The following is a 13,653-nucleotide window of genomic DNA, read 5'->3' on the forward strand; positions in this document are numbered from 1 at the left end:
TACCGCTCGCGGCGCGCCTCGCACATCAGGCTCCGGGTCGCGTACTTGACACCGTCGAACACCCACTTGCCCACCTGATCTCTCCTCTCGGATCATCAGGCGTTGCAACGATCACTGGAACCCGCCATGCCATGATTACCCCCCCCGAGACACGAAAACCAGACAAAATCAGTCCAAAAATCTAGCTGCTACGTAGATCAAACCCCTGTTGCGCAAACGTATTCATTTCACCGATGCAACATTTGGCAAGCGCTTGCCATTGGCTACTTATCTTGATAAGTCAAAACCGTTCGAGACAACTGATATATAAATGTCAACAATTCACCTGCACACGTATTCAAAATGTGATCTAGGCGACACGCCGTCCCCCCGATTCCCCGATCACCCACCGACCCACATCCCGCATAGCGAACACCGCCAGCGCAAAATCCAACCGCCGCACTCGCAATTCCCTCCTCATCCACGCCGCCAGACAAGCCAACCCCAACATGGTTCTCCAAATTGGTTGGAAAACGTAGCAAAATCATCGGTTTTCGGTTTGAAAATGTAATTAGCCTCTACGCGAGAGACTCCGACGGACCGTGCAGCATATCTCGGGAAGGGAAAATCCTGTACGCACCCGTTTATACGATCGGGCTGCTCGAAAACGAATGACTACGCTGCCGGCGCAAATCCGGGGGTGGGCGTATACATAGGCACGTAAGTTTCAGGGAAGGTGAAAATCCTTACTGGCGGTAAACGCGCGGCCGACACCATAACGGCCGTCCAAGCGCAAGCCCGCGACCCGCGCAAGCGGCTGATCCGGTGAGAATCCGGGGCCAACGGTTACAGTCCGGATGGAAGAAACGGAGCTCGATATGAGTGTCTCTTCGCATACCACCAACGCCACTTCTACCGCCGCCGGCAGCGCTTCGTCGCGCCCGGACACCGCGCACTCGACCGGCGTGGCCGACTCCGGCCGCTGGTCCACCCGTCGCATCGCCATGTACGCGCTGTTCGTCGCGCTGGCTATGGCCACCAGTTTCGTGGAGTTCCCGATCATTCCGGGAATCCAGTGGCTCAAGTACGACCCGTCCGGCATCGTGGCGCTGATCGCCGGCTTCGCGTTCGGCCCGGCCGCCGCCGCGATCGTGAGCGTGCTCGGCTTCGTGCCACACCTGTTCATGGATCCGTGGGGCACGCTGATGGCCGTGCTCGTCGCGCTGTTCCTCTCGGTGCCGGCCGCGATCATCTACCGCAAGAACCGCACGCGTAACGGCGCGATCATCGGCCTGATCGTCGGCGCGGTGTGCGCGCTGGCCGTCGCGATCGTCGGCAACCTCATCGTCACCCCGATCTACGCGCACATGACCGTCGCACAGGTCGCGGCGCTCATCGTGCCGGCCCTGCTGCCGTTCAACCTGCTCAAGTTCGCGATCCACGGCGTGGTCACGTTCCTGATCTACAAGCCGATCACCACGCTGCTCGACAAGTAGTCCACGAAAGAACCGATAAACGGTCCGATTCCACCCACTTTTGGTCTCCGCAATGGTCTGAACGGCTCATGGATGGCCGAAAGTGGGTAAATCTGGACTCAAAATCTCACTGAATCTCAAAGGTGGGTATTTCAGCGCCATTTACAACCCGTATGACCGGGTTAGTGGTACGTAAATACCCACCTTTGAGATTTCCCGCTTTCTTGAGTCCGTATTAGCCCACCTTTGAGATTCTTTCGGAATTATGGGGTCGGATTGTTCCACGTTCCACTTCCGTACCCGACTCCACGCCCCCATCATCTATCCCCATCGTCAACCCCATCACTCGCCCCCAATACCGACCCATCGTCGGCCGACATTATTTCGAGGAGTCATGATCGAACCCGCAGCAATCCTCACCGGTATCCGTTTCAGCTATGACGGCGGCGCAAGCTGGGCGTTGGACGGTGTGAACCTCGTCATCGCCCCCGGTGAATACGTGTGCCTGACCGGCGTGAACGGCTCCGGCAAATCCACGTTGGCCCGTCTGATCGCAGGACTCGCCGCGCCCGACGCCGGCGATATCACGCTGCTCGGCCATCACGTGTTCTCGTTGGGTACCGCCGACGAGTTCGGCGCGAATCCCGCGGAATACCGGGCGGCCCGGCGCGGCATCGGCGCGGTGTTCCAGAATCCGGAGGACCAGCTCGTCACCACGGTGAGCGAAGACGATGTGGCGTTCGGCCCGGAAAACCTGGGATTGGACCGTTCGACGATCGGTTCGCGTATCAACGAATCGTTGGATGCGGTCGATATGGCCGCGCATCGGTTTGACGATCCGACAAGGATGAGCGGCGGACAGCAGCAGCGCGTGGCGATCGCCGGCATGTTGGCGATGCACCCGTCCATGCTGGTGCTGGACGAGCCGACCGCGATGCTCGACCCGGCCGCGCGGGCCGAAGTGATGCGGATTCTAGACGAGCTGCATGCACAGGGCACGACGATCGTGCATGTGACGCATCACGATGACGAGATGACGCGCGCGACCCGCGTGGTGCGGCTGGAGCAGGGTCGGATTGTTGCCGATGAGCCATCGCCGGTCTCCCTTGTCGTGTCAATCGCGCAACCCGACCCTGTCATGTCGGCTGAGCGACCCAACCCTGTCATCCCGCCCGAACACCACTCTCCTGTCATTTCGACCGAGCGAAGCGAGCGGAGAAATCTTTCATCGCCCGCGGCTTCAAAAGATTTCTCGACTTCACTGCGCTCCGCTCGAAATGACGGTATTGCAGAGTCAGCAGGGAACGCCATCGTTGTCAGGCATGTGACCTACCAATATCCGGGAGCCGATACTCCCGCGCTTGATGACCTGTCGCTGACGGTGAAAGCCGGCGAGGTCGTAGCGATCATGGGCGAGAACGGTGCCGGCAAATCCACGCTGGCACGCCTGATCTGCGCGCTCGAGAAGCCGCAGTCCGGGTCGATCGCCGTCGCAGGCATCCCTGTGGCTGAAGATCACGGCAAGCGCCCGCCTCGCACGCTCGGCCGCAAGCAACGCGAGGCGTTGCGTCGTGAGGTCGGATTCGTGATGCAGCATCCCGAACGGCAATTGTTTGCAGACACGGTCGCCGAGGATGTGGCATACGGGCCGCGCAATCAAGGTCTGAGCGAGGTCGAAGTCTCCGATCGGGTTGCAGATGCGATGCGTTTACTGCACATCGAGGATCTGGCCGATCGTTCGCCGTTCAGCCTGTCGGGCGGCCAGCAGCGGCTTGCGGCGATCGCCGGCGTGATCGCCTGCCGGCCACGCGTGCTGGTGATGGACGAGCCGACCGCGAGTCTTGATGCCGATGCAAACGCGCGTATTCATGAGCTGATCCGCACGCTCAAGTCACAGGGCGTGACCGTGCTCATCATCACCCATTCGCTCGACGAGGCCCACGCCGTCGCCGATCGCATCATCACGCTGAACACGAGCACAACCAGTCACCGTTCAATCACGTCATCCTCCACGTCACCCCGCCTAGCACATACGTCGTCCTTCGTCACGCGCCTCGATCCGCGCGTGAAAATGGTGTCGTTCCTCGCGATGATGTTCACCGCGTTCGCCATCAACACGCCGGCGCAGCTCGCGCTCGGCGCGGTGCTGGTCGCGGGCATCGTCGCGGCGTCACGCATCAATCCACTGCGATTGCTTGCCTCCGTACACATGTTCCTGGCGATGTTCGTCGTCATGGGCGCGCTCAATATCTTCTTCGTACGCACCGGCACCACGCTCGCCCAGCTCGGCCCGATTCCGATCACCGACGACGGCGTGACCATCGCCATCCTGTACGCTCTGCGGTTCGCACTGGTGATCATCCTCGGCGCGGTCATGCTGGAGACGACCACGCCGACCGAACTGACCGACGGATTCGGCTCGCTGCTCTCGCCATTGTCGAAAATCGGACTGCACACGCAGGAGATCGCGCTGGTGATGAGCCTGGCGCTGCGGTTCCTGCCAACGCTCGGCTCTGAGGCGAAGGCGATTGCCGACGCGCAGGCCGCCCGCGGCGGCAGTATCGAAACCGGCTCGCCCACCGCCCGGCTCAAGGCCATGACCGCGCTGTGCGTGCCGATGTTCGCCGGCGCGATCCGTCACGCCGACAATCTCAGCCTCGCGCTCGACGCGCGCTGCTACGAGGAGGGCATCCGCCGCACCCATTGGCACGAACTGCGCGTTCGCACGGCCGACCTCGCGTTCGCCGCGATCACCGTGATCTACATTGTCGCTCTGGTTGCGATTCCGGGGTTGTTGTACTGATTGGGGTGGAATCGCGCGTCGCGCGATGCTGCTTGTGTTGGCGGCACTGACGTGCCGCGACGCTCCCTCAGTCAGCCCTACGAGCTGACAGCTCCCTCAGCCGAGGGAGCCGAGGCTCCGCCAGCATCACATGTACTGGATCGTCGTACTGACTCACTTGTCGGATCGCACATTGCCTACAAACGCCGCCGGCGTTTGCTTCACGGCAATGTCCCAGTCGAGGGAGCCGAGGCTCCGCCGGATTCATTTCGGGCGATACCGTTCCCTGCTATAGCTAACACGCGTATTCCCAATGGTGCGAGTCGCTGAAGCCCTCCGCGATCCGCCCCGCCAAACCACTACGCCACCGGCGCGGTCCAGGCGTAGCCGACGGGGGCGTCGCCGTCGGAGCGGGTTTTGTAGGTGACGTGGATCTGTTTGCCGCCGAGCACCGTGTCGCAGAAGTCGAGCACGACGGACCAGTCTTCGGGCGTGTAGGCGTGGCCACCTTCGCGGTAATGGATGCCGCAGCGTTCAGGCACGCCGAGGAATCGGTACACTTCGCTGGCCGCCAGCCACGAGACCTGCGTGCCGAACTGGTTGGCCGCGCCGTCGTCCAATCCTTCGACCACGATCAGCCCGCGCGGCGCGGTGCATGCGGCGAGCGTGTTCGCATCGAACGGCATCTCGTTCTCCCGGTACGGCCGCTCGCCGTCCGGCGTGCCGTATGCGGCAGCTTCGGGCACGACCCAGTGCGGGAACCAGTTCGCCATGCGGCCGATGCGTTCGAAATGACCATATCCTTCGCCGAACCGGTTGCCTTGCAGCCGCATCGATCCCATGCCGCCGCAGCCGGAGCCGGCCGGCGCGGTCACTGCCACGCGCGTGTCAGTCAGGCCGCAGCACAGCGCGGTCTTGCCGAACCGTGAGTGTCCGGTGGCGACGATCCGATTCGCATCGATGCAATCGCGGGTCAGCAACCAGTCGATCACGCGGCTTTGCAGCCACGCCCATACGGCGAACGCATGCCACGTATACCCCGGGTATGCGCGGATGCACGGACTTGCGAAGAATCGTTCCGCGTCGTCGGGCGCGGCCTCGTCGATCTCGAATCCGGCGACCGCATACCCGCGGCGCACGGCCTCGCGCAGCATACTTTCCTCAACGCACAACCCACAGCAATGGTCGGGAGCAGCGTAATTCGGCAGCACCAGCGCACCGACCGGCTTCCCGTCATCCGCCGGCCGGCACACGTGCACGTTGAACGAGATCGGCACCCCACCCGGCGTATCGGCAATCGTCAACCGCACCAGTTCGAACACGGCCTTGCCGTCCAGCACCAAGGCACGCTTCACGAACTCGGCCGCAACCTGACCGGCCGCCGGCGCGGGCGGCATCGTGCCGTACAATCCACGCAACGCCAGACCAACCAAGTATTCGCGCTGTGCCGGCCACTGCTCCCCCGTGCGAATCCGCTCCCCGTCCGGCCCCTTGAACGGGTCGGGCAGCAGCCAATCGCCACGCATGGCCGTAGCGTCGTCGATCTTCTTTCCATCACCATCAGTCGTCTCTGCCATCTTGCATCCCCCATTCATGCGATCATCCGCAACACCGGTATGCGATCGAACTTCTGCGGCAGTCGCCTGCCCCGCCCAGTTCCGCAATCTCCGAACAGCCGAGACGCAGCATTCCGCCAAGCTCATCGCATCCACCAGTCTAATCCGTCTCGCAACGATGCGAAAACGTTCGACCAGAAGTCACCTCACAGCATACTTATGGCGTGTCGCCCGCCGCCCGCGCAACAATACAGTCATGACCGATAATCTGATTCACAACGACACCATCGATACCCTCCTCAACCGTCGCTCGATCCGCGCGTTCAAGCCGGAACCGCTCGACGAGCAGACCATCGCCACGCTCGAAACCGTCGCGCAGCACGCCGCGTCCAGCCAGTTCCTCAACGACTGGTCCGCGATCCGCATCATCGATCCGGCACTCAAGCAGAAGATGGCCGAATATGGCCGCCAGCCGTACATCGCAACCGCTCCCCTGCTGTACGTGTTCGTGCTGGACGAACACCGCAACGCCGCCATCGCCAAGGCGAAGGGCATCGACACGGACTCCGACGAGTTCACGCTCAAGACCAGCTATCGGTTCGCGCAGGCGCAGAACGACGCCGTGCTCGCGCTGCACGCGATGGAGACGGCCGCGTTCTCGCTCGGTCTGGGCTGCGTGATCCTCGGCTCGCTGCTCAACGACGTGAACGGCCTGATCGATTCGCTGAATCTGCCCGAATACACGTATCCGGTGCTGGGTCTGGCGATCGGCAAGCCGGATCAGGAGCCGGCCTTGAAGCCGCGCATGCCGCGTTCGATGCAGTTCTTCGAGAACACGTACCCGTCCGACAACGAGGCGACACTCGAACCGCTCGCCGAATTCGACAAGGCGGTGCACGAGTATTACGACCTGCGTCACGCCGACCGTCCGGTGGACGCGTTCAGCGATCAGATCGCGAAGAACGCGACGGCTGACATGTCCGGTCACGCGATGGCCAAGCCGGTCGCCGCGCAGGGCTTCCGTATCGATCGCTGACATCGCGGCACGACGCCGGCCACCGGAATCAGCATCCAGGATCGCGACCGGCCGCCGACTATTGCCAACCAACCGATATCGCGACCGATACAGCCGCATCGGTCGCGATCCGCCCATCTATGACCGCAGGTGACTCCCCGCCGGATCACCTGCGGTTTTTGTTGTCCGTTCACCGGCGCGTTGCCTGCGAACAGCATGACCGCCCGCCTATACTTGGGCGAATGGACAACACATTTGTTATTCGCAGCATAGTCAATGAAGATAGTTCTGCAACTGTCAGCGATTACGGCGCGCACGTGGTCAGCTGGACTCCCGCCGGCGAATCCGCGGTCGTCTGGCAGCCGAAGGCGATCTACCTGAACGAGGGCACCGCGATCCGCGGCGGCGTTCCGGTGATCTTCCCGTGGTTCGGCAAGGGCTACGAGCATGGGCACATGACCGACCGTGCGCCGAAGCACGGCTTCGCCCGCGTGAGCTTCTGGCATGCCGACACCGACACGATGACGGATCGCCACGTGCTGTACACGCTGGATTCCGCCGACATTCCCGCCGACGAGCTCGCGCAGATCACGGACGGCGAGAACCCGCAGTTCCACGCCGAATACGACGTGTCGGTCGGCAAGGAGCTGACAATGGCGCTGACCGTGGAGAACACGGGCGACACGCCGTTCACGTACGAGGCGGCGCTGCACTCGTACTTCCACGTCGGCGACGTGTGCTGCACGCAGATCTCCGGACTGGTCGACACGCATTATTACGACGCGGCCGACGGTTTCAAGGAACGCGAACAGACGACGAGCCCGCTCACGTTCGACGGCAGCATGGTCGATCGCATCTACGATTCGCAGAACACGCTGCTCATCCACGACGAGGCGCTGCACCGTACGATCATGGTTTCGAAGACCGGTTCCGAGGCGACCGTGGTGTGGAACCCGGGCGAGGAGGCCGGCAATGCGATCTCCGATCTGGCGCAGGGCGAATGGCGCGACTTCGTGTGCGTGGAGGCCGCGGCGAACCGCGACCACGCGATCACGCTTGAGCCGGGCGAATCCCATACGCTCAGCCAGACGGTTGTGATCAAGTAGCGAAGACCGTATCGATCTCTAGCAGCATGACGACGGCCGACAATCGGCACGCTGCCGGAGATGACGAAGGCCGGCCGGATCATGGTTTCCCGTGGTTCGGCCGGCCTTCGTCATATGGTCAGATATGCCAGATCTATGGTCGGCATCGCCGGTCTCAGCGCTGGCGCGCGGCGCGGATGCGGAATGCGGCGACCAGCGAAATGATCGAGATCACGCAGATCACGATCATCGTGGCGAACACGCATGCGCCGCCGACCGCCGTGGCATGGCGGAACGCGGCCGATCCTTCCTCGCCGGCGCCGGCCTGTGCCACGCCGAGGATCGTGGAGAACAATGCGGTGCCGACCGCGCCGCCGAACTGCAGCGAGGTCTGGAACACGGCGTTGCCGTCCGGCGTGAACTCATGATCGATGCCGCTCAGTGCGCTGGTCATGATGTTCGAATAGCCGAGCGCATAACACAGGCCGAAAATGAAGTAGAATCCGGCCAGCAACCCGGGCGTCAAATGCATAGAGAAGACAAGCAACAGCACCGGCCCAAGCGTGGCCGTGCCGATCGCGGCGAGCACCGGTCGGGGCGCGCCGAACCGATCGTAGAGCATACCGCCCACGGGAGCGAAGAACGCGCCGATCAGCGCGCCCGGCAGCACGAGCGCGCCGGCCACGAACGCGGACGTGCCGAGCGACATCTGCGCCACGTTCGTGATCACGTATCCGAAACCGATGCCGTTGATCGGCATGAGCAGATACGGCAACAGGTGCAGCAGCACGACCGGATCGCGCAGCCACCCGAGTCTGATCAGCGGCGAGAACGAACGTTTCGACGACCAGCCGAAGAACAACAGCGAGCCGACGCCGACGACCAGACTGACCGCGGCCAGGATCGCGGAGCGAACCGCGCCGGATCCGCCGGACACGGCCTCGCCGACCGCCACGCCAGCCTGGTTGAGCGAGAAGATCAGCCCGCACAAGGCAAGCACGATCGCGGCGAACTGCAGCGGGTTGAGCTGGGCGGCCTCGGTCGGGCGGGTCTGACGGATGCACTTGAGACCGACCGGCAGGGACAGCAGCAGCACGATCGGAATGACGATGACGAAGATCGCGCGCCACGGCAGCACGCTGGAGATCGCACCGCCGACGGTCGGGCCGATGGCCGGCGCGACGGTAATGACCAAGGAGCCCACGCCCATGAGCTGGCCGACCTTGGAACGCGGCGCCTGCTGGAGGATGATGTTCATCATGAGCGGCGTGGCCACACCCGAACCGACGCCCTGGATGACGCGCGCGAGCAGGATGAGCGGGAACGCATGGCCGACGATCATGATGAGCGAGCCGGTGACGGCCAACACGACGGCCGCGATGAACAGCGTACGCAGCTTGAACCGGCGGTTAAGGTACGACGACAACGGCATGGTGGCGGCCACAACAAGCAGGTAGATCGTGGTGATCCACTGCACGGTGGCGGTGTCGACGTTGAATTCGACCATGAGCTGCGGGAACAGCACGGTCATGACGGTTTCGGTGAGGATACCGACGAAGGCGAGCGAACCGACCGCGACGATCGAGCCGATCAGGCTCAGCGGGATGCGTTCGCCGGGTTGCGTGACGGCCGCGGAGCTGCTCTTGAGCGCATTGGACGCGTGTGCACGCGCGGCGCCGGTATTCGTGGTATGTGTGATGTCGGTGCGTTCCGTTTCGGTATTGCCTGTCTGATGCGTCGTAGGCGATTCCATACGTACTCCCGTTTCCTGTCTCTCAACGCTCATGACGGCAGTCGCATGGCGGCGACCACATGCGGTCATGATATCTGCGGAATGTGGTTTGCCAACCGTTCGGGCGTCTTGTCTCGACGGATCGCAACCGGTGTTCGGCCATCCGTTTCCGCCCCTAACCACCGCACACCTTAGTCGATCATGCTGGACAATCACGCCGACCGGACGATACGGCCGTGCATCTCGTTTCGGGGAGCGTCACTCCCCTTCGTGAAGGATTTTGCGGATCTTCTCCAGTCTCGGCTTCACCTCATGCTCATAGCCACGGTCGTTGGGATGATAGTATTCCCGCCCGCGCAGCTCCTCGGGCAGGTATTCCTGCGGGGCGACCGCGCCGGGCCAGTCGTGCGCGTACTTGTAGCCTTCGTGGTTGCCCCACTCCTTCATGAGCTTGGTGGGCGCGTTCCTCAAATACAGCGGCACCTGGCCGATCAGCCCGGCATCCACATCAGCGAGCGCGGCGTTGATCGCGTTGTAGCTGGCGTTGGATTTCGGAGCGGTGGCCACGGCGATGGTCGCCTCGGCGAGGATGATGCGCGCTTCGGGCATGCCGATCATCGCGACGGCCTGCGCGGCGGCGACCGTGACTTGCAGGATCTGCGGCGCGGCCATGCCGACCTCCTCGGCAGCGGCGATCATGATGCGCCGGGCGATGAAGCGCGGATCCTCCCCCGCCCGCAGCATGCGCGCAAGATAGTGGATGGCCGCATCCGGGTCGGAGCCGCGCATCGATTTGATGAACGCGGAGATCACGTCGTAATGGTCGTCGCCGTCCTTGTCGTAACGCACGGTCGCCACATCCATCACCTTGCTGACGATGTCGGGCGTGATGATCGGCCGGCGCGCGCCCTTCTTGCGCTCCTGGTCTCCGGTGGCAGCGCCCGCCGCCGCCTCGAGGATCGTCAACGTCTTGCGCGCGTCCCCGCCGGCAAGGCGAACGATCTCGTCGACCGCCTCGTCGGTGATCTTCACCTCGCCCTTGAGCCCGCGCTCGTCTTCGACGGCACGGGTGATGAGCAGTTTCAGATCATCCGGCTCGAGCGATTCGAGCTTGACGACGACCGACCGGCTGAGCAGCGGCTTGATCACCGAGAAGCTCGGATTCTCGGTGGTGGCGGCGATGAATGTGACATCCCGGTTCTCAACGCTGGGCAGCAGCGCATCCTGCTGGGATTTGGAAAAGCGGTGCACCTCGTCGATGAACAGCACCGTCTCCTTGCCTTCGGCGACCAGACGGTGCCGGGCGCGGGCAAGCACATCTCGCACGTCCTTGACGCCGGAGGTAACGGCCGACAACTCCTCGAACGCACGGCCGGACTGCTTGGCCACGATGTACGCCAACGTGGTCTTGCCCACGCCGGGAGGCCCGAACAGGATGATCGAACTGGGAGCGGTCAGAGACCCGCGCGAAGCGGGATTGGCCAGACGACGCAACGGACTGCCCTCGCCGAGCACCTGCGACTGCCCCACCACCTCGTCGATGGTGTTCGGCCGCATGCGCACCGCCAGCGGGCGCGTCATCGCCTCGTCGCCGCCGGCACTCGCCTCAAACAGATCGTTGTCGCTCATGCAGTCCACCATACCCCAAGACTCGAACATTCGTTCGAGTCGGAGTGTTTGGCGGTGTACCCGTGGTCGATCACTCGCCTGCGGTGGCGTCCGACTGCGTTGCGGTACCGGCGTTCGCGTCACCGGATGCCGTACCGGATTCCTGACCAGCCGTGCCGTTCGCCGTTCCCTCGGTGGTTCCGGTGCCCGAACCGGAGCCGCCGGTGCCGTTCTCGGTACCACCTTCCGTGCCGGTGCCGCCGTTTTCGCCGGTGCCACCGGTGGCTCCCGAATCGGTGCCGGGAGTCGTGGTCGTGCCGGAACCGGCGTTGCCGTTGCTGCCCGTGTTGCCGGCATTGCCCGAGTTGGTGGCGCCGCCATTGCTCTCGGATCCGGAGTCGCCGCTACCGGTATTGGCGTTGTTGTTGGCGTTACTGTTGGCGTTGTTGTTCGCGCTGCCGCCGTTGCTTGAATTGCTCGAATTGTTCGAATTGCCGGCGCTGCCAGAGTTCGTGGTGCCGCCGGCGTTGCCGGTGTTGGCGTTCTGCTGCGTCTGGGACTGCTGGGACTGTTGCTGCTGTTGCGCCTGCTGCTGGGCTTGCTGTTGCGCCTGTGCAGCCGCCTGCTGGTCCGCCTGTGTCTGCGCGGAGGCATTCACGTCGTCGCTGGCCGTCTGTAGCGCCTTAAGTGCCGTCTCAAGCTCTTTGACCGTCGGTTTGTCCTTCTTGAGCAGGTCGCTCGCCGATGTGATCGCCGTCTGCAGCGTTTCACGCGTTGTTTCATCCGCCACGGCACCGAGCGTGTTGTCAAGCAGCGTCTGCGCGTCGGTCACGGCGGCGTCCAGCTTCTTCTTGGCCGCGTCGCGTTCCTCATCGGTCTTCTTCGTCTGGCTCTCCGTCACCGCGTCGGCGGCCTTGGTCAACGACGTCGCCAGCTCTTTCGCCTTGTCGGTCGCATCGTTGACGGCGGCGGTCTGCTTGGTCAGGTCGTCCACGCTGGCATCGGTGCCGCATTCGCTGACAGCCGAGAGGTTCTTCGCGTTGCTGACGACGGTCTTCAGCGTCTCGACGGTCGTCTTGTCAACGACTTGGCTGGCAGTGACCTTCTGCGTGACGACGGTGTCGTTGAGTGCAGACTGTAACGCGTCGGCCGCGTCCTGGTACTTCTGGTACGCGCTCTGGCATGCGGCCAGTTTGGACGCCTGCGTCTGGTCGGATTGGCGGACGTTCCATACATGCGCGCCGCCGATGGCCAGCGCGATGACCGCGACGAGCGCGACACCGCAGATCGCGATCATCTTCGGATTGAATCGGCCGGACGCGGCTGCGGCGGCCGCCCCCTCGACGTTCCCCGCATGTTCCGAGGCGCCGGAGGATGCGCCTGCGCCCGTCGCGGCGCCCTGCGGAGGCATGATCGGCCCTGTCTGCGAGATGCCGGAAAAGTCCTCGGCGCCGGCGTCGACCACGTTGCTGCTGCCGATGATGTCGGCCGGCGCGCCCGGTACGGTGTCGTCGCCCGGCAGCGCCGGATTCAGCGGCAACGCCTGGGTCATGGGCGGATTCGGCACCGGCGGGGTCGGCGGCATCACTTTGGTCTGACCGTCGTCGACGGCACCGGCCGCGATGGTCGACGGATCGCCGATCACCATCGTCGGCGCCTCATCGAGGGCCGTCTCCTGACCGGCACCGGCCGTTCTGCCGGTCTTCATCCCATTGTCGGCCGTCGCAGCCGGCATCACGCGGGTCTCGCCGTCGTCCGCCGCGTTTGCGGCATCCGACGCATTCCGCGCACTATTCGCCGCATCATCGGATCCAGCGGCATCGTCCACGCCGATCGGCTCCAGTACGGGCTTCATATCATCGTCCACCGTCCACTGGCCGCCGATCGGGGGAATCGAAATCGTCGGGATGTCGGTCGACACGTCGTCGTTCGGCAGTAACGATGTCGGCGCATCGTCGGACAGCACGCTGGGCACCGCCACCGATCCTGTCTCGATCGACGGAAAGCTGAAATCCACCACTGTTTCGGGCTCTTCGGGCTCTTTCGACACGTCGAACGACAGATCCGCCTTGTCCGGGCCGTTCGTACCATCAACGGCCGGGTTCACCACACCGTTCCCATCCGTCTTCACGCCGGCGTTCTCGTCGTCCCCCGCCGGATTCACCACGTCGTTTGCCACTGTTGTTGTCCTTACTCGCTGCCGTGACCGACTACACTCGTGGTTCATCATAATAGGGGGCGTGCAACAAGTCGGCCCGTTCGCTCGCGGATCGGCGCACGATCCGCATTCCGCGCCACGCAACGGCCCGCGTATGCCACAGGCTGTCTCAGACAACGCTCAGGAAACGTTCACGAACATCGTACCGACCGGGCAGGTTCGATCCAGTCACGATCCAGCCCGCTGCCACGATGACGCGGTTT

Annotated in this window: 8 protein-coding genes and 1 riboswitch; of the genes, 4 read left to right on the forward strand and 4 right to left on the reverse strand. The window is 63.5% G+C overall.

Annotation, left to right across the window (positions count from 1 at the left end; all coding sequences use genetic code 11):
- Positions 1-698: 698 nt before the first annotated feature.
- A riboswitch (FMN riboswitch) is annotated at positions 699-852 on the forward strand.
- 5 nt (positions 853-857) lie between these two features.
- Entirely contained in the window at positions 858-1,475 is a 618-nt protein-coding gene (locus JS541_RS12525) for an ECF transporter S component (protein ID WP_214374823.1), read from the forward strand.
- Positions 1,476-1,848: 373 nt separating this feature from the next.
- Complete coding sequence (locus JS541_RS12530; protein WP_214374824.1) at positions 1,849-4,257, forward strand: energy-coupling factor transporter ATPase; 2,409 nt, start codon at positions 1,849-1,851, stop codon at positions 4,255-4,257.
- A gap of 338 nt (positions 4,258-4,595) precedes the next feature.
- Here JS541_RS12530 and JS541_RS12535 read toward each other — a convergent pair whose 3' ends face one another.
- Positions 4,596-5,813: a hypothetical protein gene (locus JS541_RS12535; protein ID WP_214374825.1), complete on the reverse strand. Its 1,218-nt coding sequence runs from the start codon at positions 5,811-5,813 to the stop codon at positions 4,596-4,598.
- A 247-nt stretch (positions 5,814-6,060) separates the two neighbouring features.
- On the opposite strand from JS541_RS12535, the gene JS541_RS12540 reads away from it, so the two are divergent.
- Positions 6,061-6,828 carry a nitroreductase family protein gene (locus JS541_RS12540; RefSeq protein WP_214374856.1) on the forward strand — a complete coding sequence of 256 codons (768 nt, stop codon included), beginning with the start codon at positions 6,061-6,063 and terminating at the stop codon, positions 6,826-6,828.
- 221 nt (positions 6,829-7,049) lie between these two features.
- On the forward strand, positions 7,050-7,913 hold the full coding sequence (locus tag JS541_RS12545) for a D-hexose-6-phosphate mutarotase (protein ID WP_214374826.1): 864 nt from the start codon (positions 7,050-7,052) through the stop codon (positions 7,911-7,913).
- Between the two features lie 154 nt (positions 7,914-8,067).
- Here JS541_RS12545 and JS541_RS12550 read toward each other — a convergent pair whose 3' ends face one another.
- From JS541_RS12550 to JS541_RS12560, 3 genes are all read right to left on the reverse strand, one after another.
- Complete coding sequence (locus JS541_RS12550) at positions 8,068-9,645, reverse strand: MFS transporter (RefSeq protein ID WP_214374827.1); 1,578 nt, start codon at positions 9,643-9,645, stop codon at positions 8,068-8,070.
- A gap of 237 nt (positions 9,646-9,882) precedes the next feature.
- Complete coding sequence (locus JS541_RS12555; protein ID WP_214374828.1) at positions 9,883-11,253, reverse strand: replication-associated recombination protein A; 1,371 nt, start codon at positions 11,251-11,253, stop codon at positions 9,883-9,885.
- A gap of 70 nt (positions 11,254-11,323) precedes the next feature.
- The gene (locus JS541_RS12560; protein WP_214374829.1) at positions 11,324-13,411 is read right to left on the reverse strand and encodes a hypothetical protein; all 2,088 of its coding nucleotides are present in this window, start codon (positions 13,409-13,411) and stop codon (positions 11,324-11,326) included.
- Positions 13,412-13,653: the final 242 nt, after the last annotated feature.

Source organism: Bifidobacterium sp. SO1, from assembly GCF_018555335.1.
Classification (GTDB): domain Bacteria; phylum Actinomycetota; class Actinomycetes; order Actinomycetales; family Bifidobacteriaceae; genus Bifidobacterium; species Bifidobacterium simiiventris.